At 45.6% G+C, this 15,741-nt stretch carries 18 protein-coding genes and 2 pseudogenes; 14 read left to right on the forward strand and 6 right to left on the reverse strand.

Annotation, left to right across the window (positions count from 1 at the left end; genetic code table 11):
* The first annotated feature begins 21 nt into the window (after positions 1 to 21).
* The gene (locus tag CDZ87_RS13525; RefSeq protein ID WP_100754023.1) at positions 22 to 492 is read left to right on the forward strand and encodes an EVE domain-containing protein; all 471 of its coding nucleotides are present in this window, start codon (positions 22 to 24) and stop codon (positions 490 to 492) included.
* A gap of 41 nt (positions 493 to 533) precedes the next feature.
* On the opposite strand, the gene CDZ87_RS13530 is transcribed toward CDZ87_RS13525, so the two are convergent.
* Positions 534 to 1,361 carry a Cof-type HAD-IIB family hydrolase gene (locus CDZ87_RS13530; protein ID WP_100754024.1) on the reverse strand — a complete coding sequence of 276 codons (828 nt, stop codon included), beginning with the start codon at positions 1,359 to 1,361 and terminating at the stop codon, positions 534 to 536.
* A 108-nt stretch (positions 1,362 to 1,469) separates the two neighbouring features.
* The gene (locus CDZ87_RS13535; RefSeq protein WP_100754025.1) at positions 1,470 to 2,456 is read right to left on the reverse strand and encodes an alpha/beta fold hydrolase; all 987 of its coding nucleotides are present in this window, start codon (positions 2,454 to 2,456) and stop codon (positions 1,470 to 1,472) included.
* Between the two features lie 164 nt (positions 2,457 to 2,620).
* Between CDZ87_RS13535 and rhtB the strand changes: the two are divergent.
* The 4 genes and pseudogenes from rhtB to CDZ87_RS13555 all read left to right on the forward strand — a co-directional run.
* A pseudogene (gene rhtB / locus CDZ87_RS13540) lies at positions 2,621 to 2,797 on the forward strand (homoserine/homoserine lactone efflux protein); the annotation flags it as partial.
* Positions 2,798 to 2,811: 14 nt separating this feature from the next.
* The gene (locus tag CDZ87_RS13545; RefSeq protein ID WP_100754027.1) at positions 2,812 to 4,050 is read left to right on the forward strand and encodes an EAL and HDOD domain-containing protein; all 1,239 of its coding nucleotides are present in this window, start codon (positions 2,812 to 2,814) and stop codon (positions 4,048 to 4,050) included.
* Between the two features lie 55 nt (positions 4,051 to 4,105).
* Positions 4,106 to 4,250, forward strand: a pseudogene (locus tag CDZ87_RS13550) (ArsJ-associated glyceraldehyde-3-phosphate dehydrogenase); the annotation flags it as partial.
* 196 nt (positions 4,251 to 4,446) lie between these two features.
* Complete coding sequence (locus CDZ87_RS13555; RefSeq protein ID WP_100754028.1) at positions 4,447 to 5,460, forward strand: acyltransferase; 1,014 nt, start codon at positions 4,447 to 4,449, stop codon at positions 5,458 to 5,460.
* On the opposite strand, the gene CDZ87_RS13560 is transcribed toward CDZ87_RS13555, so the two are convergent.
* Positions 5,457 to 5,786, reverse strand: a complete 330-nt coding sequence (locus CDZ87_RS13560) for a DUF2500 domain-containing protein (RefSeq protein WP_100754053.1) — start codon at positions 5,784 to 5,786, stop codon at positions 5,457 to 5,459. The two genes, CDZ87_RS13555 and CDZ87_RS13560, sit on opposite strands and share 4 nt — an antisense overlap.
* 262 nt (positions 5,787 to 6,048) lie before the next feature.
* Between CDZ87_RS13560 and CDZ87_RS13565 the strand changes: the two genes are divergently transcribed.
* The 3 genes from CDZ87_RS13565 to CDZ87_RS13585 all read left to right on the forward strand — a co-directional run bounded on the left by CDZ87_RS13565 (position 6,049) and on the right by CDZ87_RS13585 (position 8,654).
* A complete protein-coding gene (locus CDZ87_RS13565) occupies positions 6,049 to 6,414 on the forward strand; it encodes a DUF4145 domain-containing protein (protein ID WP_100754029.1) in 366 nt (121 codons plus the stop codon).
* 900 nt (positions 6,415 to 7,314) lie between these two features.
* Positions 7,315 to 7,938, forward strand: coding sequence for a lysoplasmalogenase (locus CDZ87_RS13580; RefSeq protein ID WP_100754031.1), 624 nt, complete (start codon positions 7,315 to 7,317; stop codon positions 7,936 to 7,938).
* A gap of 131 nt (positions 7,939 to 8,069) precedes the next feature.
* Complete coding sequence (locus CDZ87_RS13585; RefSeq protein WP_100754032.1) at positions 8,070 to 8,654, forward strand: YhgN family NAAT transporter; 585 nt, start codon at positions 8,070 to 8,072, stop codon at positions 8,652 to 8,654.
* A gap of 57 nt (positions 8,655 to 8,711) precedes the next feature.
* Here the strand turns inward: CDZ87_RS13585 and CDZ87_RS13590 are convergent, their stop codons facing one another.
* On the reverse strand, positions 8,712 to 8,978 hold the full coding sequence (locus CDZ87_RS13590; protein WP_100754033.1) for a DUF1145 domain-containing protein: 267 nt from the start codon (positions 8,976 to 8,978) through the stop codon (positions 8,712 to 8,714).
* A 4-nt stretch (positions 8,979 to 8,982) separates the two neighbouring features.
* Positions 8,983 to 9,594 carry a 16S rRNA (guanine(966)-N(2))-methyltransferase RsmD gene (rsmD, locus tag CDZ87_RS13595; protein WP_100754054.1) on the reverse strand — a complete coding sequence of 204 codons (612 nt, stop codon included), beginning with the start codon at positions 9,592 to 9,594 and terminating at the stop codon, positions 8,983 to 8,985.
* A 211-nt stretch (positions 9,595 to 9,805) separates the two neighbouring features.
* Between rsmD and ftsY the strand changes: the two genes are divergently transcribed.
* The 6 genes from ftsY (at position 9,806) to glpG (ending at position 15,274) form a co-directional block, all read left to right on the forward strand.
* Positions 9,806 to 10,978 (forward strand): signal recognition particle-docking protein FtsY, encoded by a 1,173-nt coding sequence (ftsY, locus tag CDZ87_RS13600; protein WP_100754034.1) that lies wholly within the window; start codon positions 9,806 to 9,808, stop codon positions 10,976 to 10,978.
* Positions 10,979 to 11,023: 45 nt separating this feature from the next.
* Positions 11,024 to 11,698, forward strand: coding sequence for a cell division ATP-binding protein FtsE (ftsE, locus tag CDZ87_RS13605; RefSeq protein WP_100754035.1), 675 nt, complete (start codon positions 11,024 to 11,026; stop codon positions 11,696 to 11,698).
* Positions 11,688 to 12,650 carry a permease-like cell division protein FtsX gene (ftsX, locus tag CDZ87_RS13610; protein ID WP_100754036.1) on the forward strand — a complete coding sequence of 321 codons (963 nt, stop codon included), beginning with the start codon at positions 11,688 to 11,690 and terminating at the stop codon, positions 12,648 to 12,650. Before ftsE ends, ftsX begins: the two co-directional genes overlap by 11 nt.
* A 183-nt stretch (positions 12,651 to 12,833) precedes the next feature.
* Complete coding sequence (gene rpoH / locus CDZ87_RS13615; RefSeq protein ID WP_100754037.1) at positions 12,834 to 13,691, forward strand: RNA polymerase sigma factor RpoH; 858 nt, start codon at positions 12,834 to 12,836, stop codon at positions 13,689 to 13,691.
* Positions 13,692 to 14,106: 415 nt separating this feature from the next.
* On the forward strand, positions 14,107 to 14,433 hold the full coding sequence (glpE, locus tag CDZ87_RS13620) for a thiosulfate sulfurtransferase GlpE (RefSeq protein WP_100754038.1): 327 nt from the start codon (positions 14,107 to 14,109) through the stop codon (positions 14,431 to 14,433).
* 4 nt (positions 14,434 to 14,437) lie between these two features.
* On the forward strand, positions 14,438 to 15,274 hold the full coding sequence (gene glpG, locus CDZ87_RS13625) for a rhomboid family intramembrane serine protease GlpG (protein ID WP_100754039.1): 837 nt from the start codon (positions 14,438 to 14,440) through the stop codon (positions 15,272 to 15,274).
* A 35-nt stretch (positions 15,275 to 15,309) separates the two neighbouring features.
* Here the strand turns inward: glpG and CDZ87_RS13630 are convergent, their stop codons facing one another.
* Positions 15,310 to 15,717, reverse strand: a complete 408-nt coding sequence (locus CDZ87_RS13630; protein WP_100754040.1) for a flagellar basal body-associated protein FliL — start codon at positions 15,715 to 15,717, stop codon at positions 15,310 to 15,312.
* Positions 15,718 to 15,741: the final 24 nt, after the last annotated feature.

The raw sequence follows: 15,741 nt of genomic DNA on the forward strand, positions 1-15,741 counted from the left end.
GAGAAACTGACGGACTCTATTATGGCATACTGGCTATTCAAAACTGAACCCGACACCTTTTCTATTGACACTCTTCGTACACAAACCAGTTCGTGCTGGGAGGGAGTACGCAACTATCAAGCGCGCAATATGTTGCGTGATGAAGTTAAGCTGGGTGATTGGGTACTCATTTATCATTCATCATGTAAAAAAGTTGGCGTCGCGGGGATCGCTAAGGTGGTGAAAGCGGCGTACCCCGATCATTTTGCGTTTGATGCCGAGAGTGACTATTACGACTCTAAATCCAGCCCAGATAACCCGCGTTGGTTTATGGTCGATATTGAGTTTGTGCGTAAAACCGAGCGGTTGATTTCATTGGCGGTGATGAAGGCGATGCCAGAACTGGCCGATATGCCGTTAGTTAAGCGCGGAAACCGCTTGTCGGTGATGCCAGTGACTGAGTCACAATGGCAGGCTATTTTAGACAAAGAGCGGCGACCGAGTCAGGTGTAATGAGTGGTCAGGCTACCGGTAGGCAGCCTGATATTGCAATATTAAAACAGATGTTGATGTAAGTAATGAGCGACTGCATCGTCGGCATTGCTGCCAATAACGTCTAAGTGTGGCAGCGCTTGTTTTACTTTGTGATGCGCGGTTGCCATCACCAGACCTTTGCCTGCCATATCAAGCATTTCCGCATCATTCATCCCATCACCAAAGGCGATGCAATTTTCTAACGACAGGTTGAGCGACTTGGCAACGGCTTCTAGCGCATGACCTTTTGACACTTCTGCGGCCATGACTTCCAGACACCAAGGCGTCGAAAAAGCAATATTGAGCTTGTCACCAAACTGCTCACGTAGTTTGTGCTCATAGGTGACCAAATGCTCGTGATCATGCTCTGGATGGGTGAAGAAAATCTTGGCGATGCCATCGGTTGGCGCGGCACTAGCATCAAAACGCTGATAGCTAAAGCCAGACTCACTATGAAATTTAGCCAACGTCTCGTCGTCTCGGTCGAGTAGCCAATTGTCATCTTGGTACATGTGGATAAAAATATTGTGATCGTCGCGGATCACATCGATCACCGCTTGAACCAAATCCGCAGGCACGTTGTTGCTGTACATCAGTTGATCATGTTGGTCATGCACACGCGCCCCATTTGAGGTGATCATATAAGCGGGGATACCTGCGATGTGGCGAATACTGGCCACATCAATGTGGTGACGGCCAGTGGCAAAGACAAAAGTGAAGCCTTTCTCATGCAGTGCTTTGAGTGTCTGTTTGGAGAAATCGCTTAACTGGTGGTTTGGAGCAAGTAAAGTGCCATCGAGATCCGAAGCCACAATGTGAAAAGGAGTATCTTTGCGTGTTTGTGTCATATCACCCTCGGTAAATAACGCGTTGATGAGCCAATTGGCGAAGTAAACAGTCTACTTGAATAGAAAAGGCAAAAAGAGGGTAAAGATCGCCTTCTATGATTTCCTATTTTAATGCTGGTTGAAAAACGCTAACGTCGCATCTAGCGCTTGATTGCGGTAGTGGTCTTGCTCGAACAACAATTCATGCCGTGCACCATCGATGACCTTAAATTGGCAACTTGGCTGGGTTTTTTTCAACTTATTAATGAAACGCGCTTGAGCAAGATTAGAAACGATTCTATCGTCGCCCGCTTGCAGTACCAATAGGGGAGTGTTGAGGTGACGCGTCATAAGATAACACTTTTTACAGGCTATCAGTCCCTGCCAAACCCAGCGCGTACTGGCGCCGCCGACTTTGAGTTCAGGGTGCTGTTCATACAGATCGCGAAACCAGTGATAGCGCACTGCACTTTGGCTGAGCAAGTTGCCCTCGAAAGGTTTAGCAAAATAGGCCACTTGTCCGGGAGCAAATGTCGGTTTTTTGTGCCACGCCGTTAATACTTGACCAAGCATAGGTGCGAATGGGCGCAGGTGCCAAGGGACATTAACGCCAAACATCGGCGCGCTCAGCGCCGCGGCGTCAAAGGGGGCGTCATGGGTTTGTAAGTAGCGAGTTGCGATGTTACCCCCCATGGAGTGTGCGAGCAGGTAACGTTGTTGGTAATGATCAAGGTTAAAGTGTTTAACAAGGCAATCGAGATCGTAGATATAGTCATCGAATTCTTCGACATAGCCCATTTGCGTGTCTTCTATCATTCGCTGCGACAAGCCCTGACCACGATGATCATAAGAGTAGATGTCGTAACCTTGTTGAAATAGGTCGTAAAACAGCTCTTGATACTTAATGGCACATTCAATGCGCCCGTTGACCACCACAATCGCTTTGGTGTGATGGGGAGCAGTAAACTTTACCCAGTACAGCGACTTTTTATCAAACGATTTTAGGTCGCTCTCCTGCCTAGAACGCCAGAATTTAGCAATATCGCTTTTGATAGCTTGCTCAAAATTGGACTCTTGAGTATAAGAAGGAGTAATGTTGCAATTGGAATCATTCATGGGTGCTCAAGCCTAAGTTCGATTTTATTCTCAACAACAACCGATTATGTGTGGCTAGCTCAGTTTAGTCGAGAGGAAAAACCATGGATATGCATGTTTGGCTTGCTTATGTCGTTACCGCCATTGTGTTCAGCTTAGTGTCGGGATCGGGTATGGTAAACTCGATCATTGATGGCCTAACCACAGTGACGATTGATGCGATCGTGATGTTAGGGTACACCTCGTTGGCTGCGTTGATGGGACGATGTATTTGCTCTGAGCGGATAATGTCGAAAATCAATAAGGTCTTTTACTCGATGTTCATGGGATGCGGTGCGTTATTTGCCGCAGCCAAAGCGTAACTCGACCTGATATTATGCATAGAAGAACGAGAGATACCTTTGTTGCAAGACAGCCGATCTTAAATGCTAAGCGCCAGACCCTTGGCTACGAACTGCTGTTTCGGGACGGTGAAAACAATGCTTACCCGGCGCATGTTGACTCTAACCGCGCGACCTACCGCATTATTGTTGAGAATTTTTTGTCGCTCGGTACCAATCCAGCGATGGCAACATCACGTTGTTTTATTAACTTCCCTCAACAAAGCTTGCAGCGTCTGCTGCCTCTTTCGTTGCCAAAAAATAAAATAGTAGTAGAGATACTTGAGACCTGCACACCGAATGATGAGCTTTATGACGCGGTGAAACAGATCCACAATCAGGGCTATCTAATCGCACTGGACGATTTTGTGTATAAGCCTGAGTGGGAGCGGTTCTTGCCTTTGACCCATATCATTAAAATCGACATCATGGCGACGGGATTAGAAACCTCCTGTGAGTTGGTCAAAGAACGCCTTGCAATGGGGGTTAAACGTAAGTTTCTTGCAGAGCGAGTGGAGACCGAAGAGGAATTTTTGGCTACGCGCTCGGCGGGTTTTACCTTCTTCCAAGGCTATTTTTTCAGTAAGCCTGAAATGATTCGTCAGCGCTATATCAGTCCTGAACACATCATAGCGATGGAGCTATTTCAGGAAGTGTGTAAGCCAGAGGTCGACTTTCTTAAGGTCGAGCAGATAGTCGCGCGTGATGTCGCACTGTCATACAAACTGCTGCGTTTTGTTAACTCGATGTCAGAGCGAATAGAAATTCCTATTTCTTCATTTCGCCAAGCGCTGGTCTATCTTGGTCAAGATAAAATTAAGATTTTTGTCTCTCTTGCCGTTGCTTCTTACGTTTCGGTCAATAAGCCCAAAGAGCTCTACACCTTATGTTTGCAGCGTGCTCAGTTCTTTATGTTGATGGCGCGCGACAACCCATTCAGTCAATATCGTGACCAAGCGTTTCTGATAGGGCTGTTTTCCATGCTTGATGCGATGCTCGATATGTCGCTCGATGATTTGGTCAAGCAACTGCCGTTATGTGCCACGATCAAGCTTGCACTGCTTGAGCGTCAAGGTCCGTATGGTCAGCTGATCTCTCTTGAAGAATGTTACGAGAGCGCTGACTGGCAGGGGATGGAGCTGGCTTGTCAGCAACTCAATTTATCGGTTAACGAAGTGATGCCACGTATCTCTGAGGCCCAGCGTTGGAGCCGCGAGATCAATCACGTCATCTGATATTCCTCGCCGCTTTTGATTGGTCAGAGTTGGAGTTTGTATTGATTAATGAGGTGGTGATCAGTGTTCTACTATCGTCGATACGCAGTCAACTATGGTTATTGGTACTTGGGTGGTCAAAATATACGCTTGGTATGTTAACGAAATGGGGGTACGCGACGCGTACCGCTGAATTAGTTCATAAAGTCGGTCTGGCATAAGGGGCACCTGATATGACACATCCTATATGTATGACACATGCGCTACTACGCTTATCTCGATAACACTGCCGACGCTCAAAGTGATAGCTGCAGCATAACAAAATCGAAGTTATAACCAAAAGCTGACCAAGGTGATACCGAGGTTGGCTTTTTTGTTGTTATAGTCACTCTCTCAGTGACAAAAAGGGTGGCAAGCGTGAGAGAAAGAGTGATGTTTTTTGATGTGCTGCGCTGTGTGGCAGCCATTGCAGTGATAGCGATTCATGTGCTTGCCCCATATCGTCAAATGCTGGGGGAAATTCCGTTTGACCAATGGGTAACGGCGGTTGGGGTGAACAGTGTGAGTCGTTGGGCGGTCCCGGTGTTTATTCTCATTAGTGGCGCACTCATGCTCAGCGACCAACGTCCGTTTAATGCTAAGTATTACCTCAAGCGTCGCTTAGGCAAAGTATTGGTTCCGTTTCTGTTGTGGTCTGCGTTTTATGCTCTGTTATCTGGCCTCACTATTCAGGGCTATGAGTTTGGTGTCGCTGAGCAAGTGCTGCGAGACAGTCCGTGGCATGCCACTTACTATCATCTCGGGTTCTTCTATTATTTTATTCCACTTTATTTGCTGATCCCGTTTTTCCAGTTTGTGGTAAGACACCACGGTGATAACACGTTGTATGCGTATGTTGCGATTTGGCTGGTGACGACCTTACTCTATTTGCTGGGGATTGACGGCGTGTGGAGTAATCAGCTGTGGCTTTACAGTGGGTATTTACCCTTAGGGTATTTATTGTACCAACGCGTCCCTGCCACATTGGGTTGGACTGTTCTTTTTAGCTTGCTTGGGATTGCTGCACTAGCCACTACAACTTACATGGTGATTGGTAATAGCCTTGCTGCAGACAAGTATACCGTTGGGCGTTGGTTGTCGTATAAAACGTTCAACGTGGTACTGGCGGCAAGTATGATTTTCATCTTATGCCGTTATCTGGGTGAAGGTTTGTCAGCGCCAGTTAATCGAGTGATTGGCTTTATCAGTCAGCACAGCCTAGGCATCTATTTGCTACACCCTATTTTCCTTTGGCCAATGAAAGAGTTTGGCTGGTATCAAGGCCATCCAGCTTGGGTGATCCCCGTTTGGATTCTTCTCAGTGGTGGCGGTGCATTATGGCTTAGTTGGTTGGTATCACGCTCAGAAAAAACACAGTGGTTATTACCTTAACGTTTTAGCGCAAAATGGATAAAAGTGTCACCTTGATAGGTGAGCGTACCTTTATCTCCAGGATTGAGCGCTTGGAAGTAATGCACACCCACTTGAAATTCACGTTTGGGGCCAATGCGCCCTTTTTGTACATAGATCCAATATTCCTGCTCATCCTGACCGGGTTGAGCATCTTCAATCACAATTGACTGTTTGTCTAAAATAGTGACGTCGATTTTCTGTTGTGGGGCATTCTCGCCTTGAATGTGTTTGCGGTAGAAGTGGGTAAATGCCCAACCGCTAACAAGAGCAGTGACGGCAATAGCAATAAACAGTGTGATAGGCATAATCATTGGGTCTCTGAGGGTTTGGTCTAATACTAGCGATATTTTCGTTGTGATTCAGGGCACGGATCTTGCCGTAAAAACAAAGTGTTCAGTGTAACAAAAATCTTCGAGTCATATCACGGGCACTGGGCAGTGTAAGTCATTAGCCACTTTTTAGTGGTTGATTCTTTTATACAAACCTATTTGCATTCGAAACAAAAAGTGGGACATTAGATACAATAAGGATCAAATACCCCCTAAACTTAGAGCGTGGAGGGAGACTATGTCTGATATCGAAAACGTAGTGACACGGACGAGAAAAATCGAGGCGCTACTGCGGGCTCAGTATCATGCAGATGGTAAGGGGCTACATCAGTTGATCACCAGCTGTGAAGAGCGTTTACCTCATGATGTGATTAGTAAGCTGCGCTACATTGCAACCATACGCAATAAAGTTGTTCATGAGCATGATTTTAAACTCGATGGTTACAATGATTTTATGTCAGTGTGTGATGAGTGTGAAAAAGAACTGACGCCTCGCAGCTCTCGTTTTGTATGGCGAGCTGCGATTATGTTGATGACATTGATTACTGGTGCTGCCTTATTTTTCTATTATGTGCATTGGGACGAGTTATCTAAACATCTATAACGCGAGAGCACCAAAATCGGTTTTTTCTCTTTTGGTGCAAAAGCCGACACATCGCTAGTTTTTTACACCAAAGTCATGTGTATTGGCCTCAGATAGCAAAAAAGGACGCATCAGCGTCCCTTTTTTTATTTGTATTTTACTTAGTACATCATCGGCAGTGTCATTAGGCCTACGACAACTGCGATCATTACAAGTCCTTGTTTTTGTGAAGAAGAAATCATAGCACTGCTCCTAAAAATTGATGTTTAACGGTATGTAAATAAGAATAGCAGATTTTTAGGGTTTAGATCAAGTTAATAAGAAAGTCGCCCTTAAAAAATAACTTTTCTGGTCTCGATTAAACCTTTTTGTTGAAGTTAAGGCGCGGAATGAGTGATGTTTGACCTGTTTGTTTTCTATTCTATATTGCTAATTTTATCCATAAGTTGCTGTTATTAAATGTTATTTTAAGTGGTCAAACTTTGTTTTAATTAGTTTTGTGTGATTTATAGAGCTTTTGTTAGTCGAGCTAGATATTACGTCCATTTAACTGCTAGATTGGCTATAAATAGGCATTTTATTTCCAAGTTGCATATTAGTGTTAGTGTGATGTCAAGTTATCGCAAGGATAAAATTAAATATCACATGAATTAAATATTGCTTTTTTGATTGTAAGAGTCTGATTTTTATTGTCTTTTAATTTGTCCTCCTTCGTTTTGAGTAGAAAAGTGATTTTTTTGATGGTTCTGTTGTTACAGCTATGATTTTGAATTGCCTGGTAAAAAATTGCCGAATAAGTCCGTGCTGTCGCAAATATTGCGCCGATAAGAAGTATTATCAAGATCCAACTTTTGCCCCTCAAAGCTAGACATCTTTTTTGAGCTGCCTAAACTAGCAGCTCATTTTTATTGAGGTGTTCGAATGTGGAGCTGGCTCTCGGTTGCCTTATCTGGGTACATCAGTATTTCTGCGCTTGAAAACAATCGCATCAAGCAAGCGGCGATATTTAAAATATTGACGTTATTTATGTTGCTCGTCATGCTTTGGAGTCAGGAAGCCTTGGTTGGCATTGTGGCGTGGTGGGTATCTCTGGGTTTAATCATTTCGATGGTTGCCGATGGCCTCTATATTGCCCAAAAGCACCTTAAGTTTTGTTTTACAGGGTTTATTGCAGCGCAGCTTTGTTATAGTGCTTCATTTTGGTTTAAGCTCTCTGGCGATATCGTTTGGTGGTTGCCTGCAATGCTGTTCGGTATCGGCGTTGTCAGCTTCTTCCTGTTGTTGCCAAAAATCGATCGATTGATCTTCCCTGTGGTGATGATGGGAATGGTGTTGTTGCAGCTTAACTGGGCCGCAGGTGAAGTGTGGCTGTTGAACCGCACCGTTGCGAGCGCGCTAGGCTTTACTGGGTCGTTGACACTGACGTTATCGGCGATGCTGTTGGCTATCCATGACTATCGTCATCCGCTCGACAAGGGGCGCTACTTTATTTCTGGGAGCTATCTGTTGGCACACTGTCTGATCACAGCTTCTCTGCTCATCTAAAAAATCAAGGTGCCTGACGGCTTTTATCCGGTACCTTGATGCTCAAACAACCATTGTTGCTGTTAGGTCTCGAAGTTGCGATACTTCGGCCAATTTTCTGTGCTCGATTGATTTATTTTTGGAGGTCTTTTATGGACATACTTTCTGCCGCGACCATGTTGGTGTTGATCATGGATCCGCTTGGCAATTTACCTATTGTCCTATCGATCTTGAAGCACCTTGATCCAAAGCGCAGGCGTAAGGTTTTGGTTCGAGAATTGTTTTTTGCTTTGGGCATCTTAATGCTGTTCTTATTTGCAGGTAAGAGCATCCTTAATTTCCTCCATGTTCAACCAGAAACATTGAGCATCTCGGGCGGGATCATCCTGTTTATTATTGCCATCAAAATGATCTTCCCAAGTGGTGGTAGTATCACAGGGTTGGCGGCGGGTGAGGAGCCGTTTATTGTGCCAATGGCGATCCCAATGATTGCTGGTCCATCCGTTATTGCGGCGTTGTTGCTCTTATCGAGCCAGCACCCTGAGCAGTTACTTGAGTTGTCTGCTGCGGTATTGTTGGCTTGGGGCGTGGTTTTCTTTATTTTGATGTTCTACAACTTTTTCCATCGAGTGTTGGGCGAGCGAGGATTAAAAGCGGTTGAACGCCTGATGGGCTTGCTACTTATTATGATATCGACACAGATGTTCCTCGATGGCGTCAAAGGGTATCTCGGTTAACGATAGTGACAAAAAAGCCGCTCAACTTAGCGGCTTGTTTGTAATGGCATGTATTTGCTATGACATGTGTTTGCGGCGAATATCAAGCAGAGCAAAAATGCCGAAGATTAAAATCGACCATTTTTCCCAACTGCTCATTTTGATCTTGTCACCAAAAGCCCCAATGAAGATCGCCATCTGCAAACCATGCATCATCAACAAGAACGCGCTCATAATGTAGAGGGCGATCGCTGCTTTGCCCGGAAACGGCGTAAAGAAGTTGAGGATAAGTATAAACCAGACAAACCCGATGGCTGCTTTGGCTAACCATATCAATGCTTTCATTTTATTATCCTTGTGGTGAGTGTTGACGGTTGAACAGGCGGTAGCTGACTTGACCGGCGGTTTTTTCTCGGTGTAGATGCCAATGCGCTGGAATCGCGTTATCCAGTGTCAGCTCTTTTTCGGTCTCGACATAGATAAGCGCATCGTCTGTCAACCAACCATTTTGCTCAAGTAACTGAATTGTCTCATCGAGTAACCCTTGACGAAATGGTGGATCAATGAATACTACATGATGCGGCGTCCCGGCTTGTTTAAGGTAGCTTAACGCATCGCTGTTGACCGCTGTGAGGTTGCTAGTATTGAGCGCAGCAATATTGCTTTGCAACTGCTTAAAGGCACTCGAATTGAGCTCAATCAGCGTGACCATTTCAGCTTGGCGTGAAGCGGCTTCAAAACCTAGCCCTCCAGAGCCAGCAAACAGGTCGAGACACTTGGCTCGCGGCACATCTTGGGCTAACCAGTTAAACAGCGTTTCTTTGACACGATCTGTGGTCGGTCTTAACCCTTCGGCGTCATGAACAGGGAGTTTACGTCCTCTCCATAACCCGCTAATAATACGAACAAAGCCACTTGAGGGCTTTTTTTGTGATGTGTTTTGCTGGCGACGTCTTACCATAGATTTTTTGACCGCTAATAAAGTGATACTATACGCGCTGACTGCTCTGCTGTTGAGCGCTAACATACAGCCCAAATTTGTTGATGACAGAGTGTATACCATCACTCTGACAGTGAAAACGTTTCACTCTGTTGTCATTTTTCTTTTCTTGTCGGCGACATTGCCGCAAAAAAGAGTCTGAGTTAATTAAGACGATCTAGGATAGCCCCAGATGACGGAAAAAAAGAAGCGTGGATTACTCTCTTGGCTTGGCTTTGGTGACGAAGAACAGGCCAAACAATCCACACAACAACAAACGGAAACCGAACCAACACTAGAACAAACGGTTGACGAGCAACATCAACGCCCTGATGCTGAGCTAGCAGAAGCAGAAGCAGAAGCAGAAGCAGAAGCAGAAGCAGAAGCAGAAGCAGAACCTGACACTCCCGCTGAACCGCGCGTTGTCGAACAAGAGAAACCAAGCGAAAGTTTCTTTGTGCGTTTAAAGCGCAGCTTAACGCGCACTAAAGCGAACATAGGGGCGGGTTTTTTTGGTCTGTTCAAAGGTAAGCAAATTGATGATGAGCTGTTTGAAGAGCTTGAAGAGCAATTGCTGATCGCTGATGTGGGTATGGATACCACTGTTAAAATTATCGACAATTTAACCGACAAGGCCTCACGTCAAGATCTGAAAGATGGCGAAGCACTTTACGGTCTGCTTAAAGATGAGCTGGCGGATATCTTGTCTCAGGTTGAGCAGCCGCTGGTCGTGGATTCGACGAAAACGCCATTCGTTATTTTGATGGTTGGTGTCAATGGTGTCGGTAAAACTACCACAATAGGTAAACTGGCCAAACAATTCCAAGCCGAAGGTAAAAGCGTCATGCTAGCGGCAGGTGACACCTTCCGCGCTGCTGCTGTCGAGCAGCTTCAAGTATGGGGCGAGCGCAATAATGTCCCTGTGGTAGCGCAGCATACTGGTGCTGACAGTGCATCCGTGATTTATGATGCGATTGAATCGGCGAAAGCCAAGGGCGTTGATGTGGTGATTGCTGATACCGCTGGGCGCTTGCAAAACAAAGCCAACTTAATGGAAGAGTTGCGTAAGATCGTCCGTGTGATGAAGAAGATCGATGACTCGGCGCCGCATGAAATCATGCTGACGCTTGATGCGGGCACCGGGCAAAATGCGATTAGCCAAGCTAAATTATTTAGTGATGTTGCGCCGTTGACGGGCATTACGCTGACTAAGCTGGATGGAACGGCGAAAGGTGGTGTTATTTTTGCGCTGGCCGATCAGTTCCAAATCCCTATTCGTTATATTGGTGTTGGTGAAGGTATTGACGACCTACGCCCATTTGAGACACAAGAGTTTATTGATGCTTTGTTTAGTCACGAAGATTAAGGTTAAGCGACCAATAGCAGCAACTCCGTAATAGAGGGATTTCGGGTGATAAAGTTTCAACAAGTGAGTAAGGCGTATCGCGGCGGCCGACAAGCCTTGCAGAAAGTCGACTTCCATCTGCGTCGCGGTGAAATGGCTTTTCTTGGCGGCCACTCGGGTGCGGGTAAAAGTACTCTGCTCAAGTTGATTTGTGCGATAGAGCGCCCAACGGACGGTAAAGTGAGCTTTAACGGTCACGACATCACGCGAATTCCTAGTAAAGATATTCCTTTTTTGCGCCGTAATATCGGTATTGTATTCCAAGATCACCGTCTGCTGATGGACAGAACAGTGTTTGATAATGTCGCTCTGCCGATGCGCATTGAATCGATCTCGGAACATGAAATTAAACGTCGTGTTTCAGCTGCATTAGATAAAACCGATTTACTCGACAAAGTGAAATGTTTACCTAGCCAGTTGTCTGGTGGTGAACAGCAACGCGTAGGCATTGCTCGCGCAGTGGTTAACCGACCAACATTATTATTGGCCGATGAACCAACGGGTAACCTTGACCCTGAGTTGTCGAATCGTGTCTTGAAGCTATTTGAAGAGTTTAACCGCGCAGGGGTGACGATATTGCTCGCTACTCACGACATCGGTTTAGTGAATACGCGCCCACAATACCGTCACCTTGAGCTCACCCAAGGCTTCCTTAGCGAGGTAGAAGATTATGGCCACTAAACCTCGTGGACGAACCAATGGGACAGCGAAAAATCGCGTCAAAAAAGACAGCTTTTTGAAGGTCCATCTTAAGCAGGCGAAGTCGTCATTTCATGAATTGTGGCAACGGCCATTAGGAAACTTGCTGACTTTAGCGGTTATCTCAATGGCATTAGCGATGCCATCGGCGCTATATCTCCTGGGTAAAAATATTGCTCAAGCATCCAGTGATGTGACGAGTCCTTCACAAGTGAGTGCTTATATTCAAGAGCGTACGCCTGAGGCGCGCGTGATGGTGATAAAAGATCAGCTTGAGAGTGACAGTGATGTCGCGGCGGTCAAATATATCTCTCCACAGCAAGGTTTGGATGATTTAAGCCAGTATTCAGGGTTTGAACAAGCTATTAGCTTACTGGATGATTACGCCCTGCCGGGTGTGTTAGTGGTAACACCAAGTCGTGACGACCAGCAAGTGATTAAGCAATTGGCCGAGCGGATAGCACAACAAAGTGAAATCACCGATGTTCGTCTGGATGAAGATTGGTTAACCCGGCTGGATGCAATCAAGAACCTTGTGAGTGGTATTGTGATTACCCTGTCGGTATTGATGTTGGGATCGGTGTTTCTGATTGTAGGTAACACCCTGCGTTTCAATGTGCTGGCAAATAAAGAAGAGATCCAAACCATGAAGCTGATTGGTGCGACCAACAGCTACATTTTACGTCCTTATTTGTACTCGGGAATGTGGTTTGGCTTACTGGGGGCGGTCAGCGCATGGATCTTAACGGCGTTGATTACTGTATTACTCAATAGTAGCGTTGAGAAGTTAGCGTTACTGTATGACAGTCGTTTTCGTTTGGTAGGTTTAAGCTGGGATGAGTCGTTATTGCTGGTGATGCTCGGCATTTTCTTAGGTTGCTTAGCGGCCAAAGTCTCCGCCCAACGGCACTTAAAAGAGATCGAGCCTATTTAGTTGGAACTCGACTGTTTAGTGGTTGTCATACTATTGAAAAAAGTAGACGCTACCGTATACTTCGCTCTTGTGTAGGCGATTTGTTTATGCATAATAGTTCCCCCCTGCTTGAATCTTGTTCATTTTAGGTTCAAGATTGTTGGGTTAAAACTTACTCCAGATCAGAGATTGATGAGGAACCGAATGACGAATAAAGCATACCCTATGGCGGTTGTTACACAAGATAGCTTAGACAGCTATATCCGCTCAGTAAACAGTTACCCAATGCTGACTGCTGATGAGGAACGTGAGCTTGCTGAGAGGCTGCATTATGACGGTGAAATTGAGGCGGCAAAAGGGTTGATCCTTTCCCACCTTCGTTTTGTTGTTCACGTCGCGCGAGGTTATTCTGGCTATGGTTTACCAATGGCTGACCTAGTTCAAGAAGGTAACATTGGTCTAATGAAAGCGGTCAAACGTTTCAATCCAGAAGTGGGTGTACGTTTGGTTTCGTTTGCTGTGCACTGGATTAAAGCCGAGATTCATGAGTACGTATTGCGTAACTGGCGTATTGTCAAAATCGCCACGACGAAAGCACAACGTAAATTGTTCTTTAACCTGCGTAAGTCGAAAAAACGTTTAGGTTGGTTCAATAACGGCGAGGTGGAAACGGTCGCTCGCGAATTAGGTGTTGCGCCATCAGAAGTACGTGAAATGGAATCTCGTTTAGCGGCACAAGATCCTACTTTCGAGATGCCAAACGACGACGATGATTCTGGTTCATCGTACACAGCGCCGATGGTCTACCTAGAAGACAAATCGTCTGATGTTGCTGACAATGTGGAAGCGGCAAACTGGGAAGCACACACCAACAATCGTCTTAGCCTCGCACTTAAGAGCCTAGACGAGCGCAGCCAGCATATTGTTCGCTCTCGTTGGCTAGAAGACAATAAAGCCACGTTGCAAGAACTGGCAGAGACTTACAATGTATCTGCCGAGCGGATTCGTCAGTTAGAGAAGAACGCGATGAAGAAGCTTAAAGCGGCGGTTGGCGAGTTCTAATAGCCACGCACAAACTGATTTATCTAAAAAGCCGAGATCAAACGATCTCGGCTTTTTTGTTGCTGATCGCTTATCGATATTTTGCCTGTTTTTCGGGATCGAATGTAACCGACTTGCCTGTGGGTAACTCTGTGTGGAAATTATTGGCTATCTGTCAGAAAGCAGGGTGAATAAAGGGCTGTACTCTCTTTATCCAGTGGGGATAGTTTTCTCTTTACACACAATCGAATAAGGATCATTACTACATATTGTGGATCGATTCTTATAAAAACACTTTATCAACGTAATCCACAAATTTATCCACAGATGGTTGAATTATGATCACTGGTGGATAACCTTACTGACACAGAGTACTTGTTGACCACTGGATAGGTTACAATCGCGTTAGTAAAACTAGCGATAAAAGAGAAAGATTATGGACCAGTTTAAACATATAGATGTGGCAGGTGCTCAAGCACTGCTTAAGCAAGGTGACGCGAGAATGGTCGATATCCGCGACCCGCAATCTTTTGCTGTGAGTCATGCCAAACAAGCATTTCATTTGACCAACGATACGATGGTTTCGTTTATGGATGATGTGGCGTTTGAACAGCCGATATTGGTGATGTGTTATCACGGTATTAGCAGTCAAGGAGCGGCGCAATATTTGGTTAACCAAGGCTTTGAGCAGGTGTATAGTGTTGATGGTGGTTTTGAAGCCTGGCACAGGGCAGGGCTTGCTACGGAATCGAGTTTAGGATAGCAGTATGGTGAGACTGATTGCTCTCAACAATCCAAGAATGGCGCAAGCGTTTATCGATTATATGGCGTCTCGAAAAATAGACGTGCAGATGATGCCTGAGGGAGAGGGTCAGTTTGCTCTGTGGCTGGTGGGGGTAGAACATCAAGTGGAAGCGGAAGTTGAGCTGAAGCAGTTTCTGGCCAATCCAAACGCTGGCAAATACCAAGCGGCCTCATGGCAGGTAGCTGAAACAAGGCAGAATCATTTTAAATACCACTCGCCCAGTATGTTGGCAATGATCAAAGCGAAAGCTGGGCCAGTCACATTAAGTGTAATGATGATGTGTATCGTCATCTTTGGTTTGCAACAGTTTGGGTCAGGCCAAGGGGTGTTTAACGCACTCCACTTCCCCGCTTTTTCTACTCAGCAGTGGCAGCTATGGCGTTGGGTGAGTCATGCACTTTTGCATTTTTCCATTATGCATATCGCTTTTAATTTATTGTGGTGGTGGCAGTTGGGTGGCGATATTGAGCAGCGTTTAGGCTCGGCAAAACTGCTTCAGTTGCTGGTGATTTCCGCAGCGTTGTCGGGAGCAGGCCAATACTGGATTGAGGGTGCAAACTTTGGTGGTTTGTCTGGGGTAGTTTATGCGTTAGTCGGCTACTTATGGATGCTCGGTTACAAAGCGCCTCAACTGGGCTTAAACCTTCCTAAACCTGTGATTGGCTTCATGTTGGCGTGGTTAGTGCTCGGGTTTGTCCAGCCGTTTATGGCTATTGCTAACACGGCTCATTTGGCCGGTTTGATTTCTGGGGTGCTATTAGGTCTGTTGGATGCCACTCGCATGGTAGAGCAAGACTAGTCAACGCGGCGCCTCATAGAGTGCGCCGTTTGGTTTTATTGGTAGAGATATTTAGTGAACAGTAAATCGGCGATAATGGTTTTGCCGGTTTCAGGCAGCAAGGTCGCATTTAACTGCTCAACTAAGGTTTTACGAAGATCTTCTCGTCCAGCGAGTGATGTGACGGTTTCTTCGGTTTGTTTACCGAGTAATTCTATCACTGCATCTCGAATAAGCGGTTGATGCAGCTCGATGATACCGAGGTCTGCTTGACTGGCAACCATGATGTCGATGCGAACTTGAATATAACCGAGTTTTTTCCCTTTGGTATAGAAGTTGGTCGTGAGATCAGGCTCTAGAGTAAAATAAGCCAACTTGGGTGCGCCTTCCTCTTCGGCTAGTGCGGGTAAGCTAATAAGCAACCCCCAGACGACAAATATTTGGGTTAGGTAACGTTTAATCATATTTATAACTTTTCTTTCTTCCAA

Source organism: Vibrio salilacus (genome assembly GCF_002811245.1).
Classification (GTDB): Bacteria; Pseudomonadota; Gammaproteobacteria; order Enterobacterales; family Vibrionaceae; genus Vibrio; species Vibrio salilacus.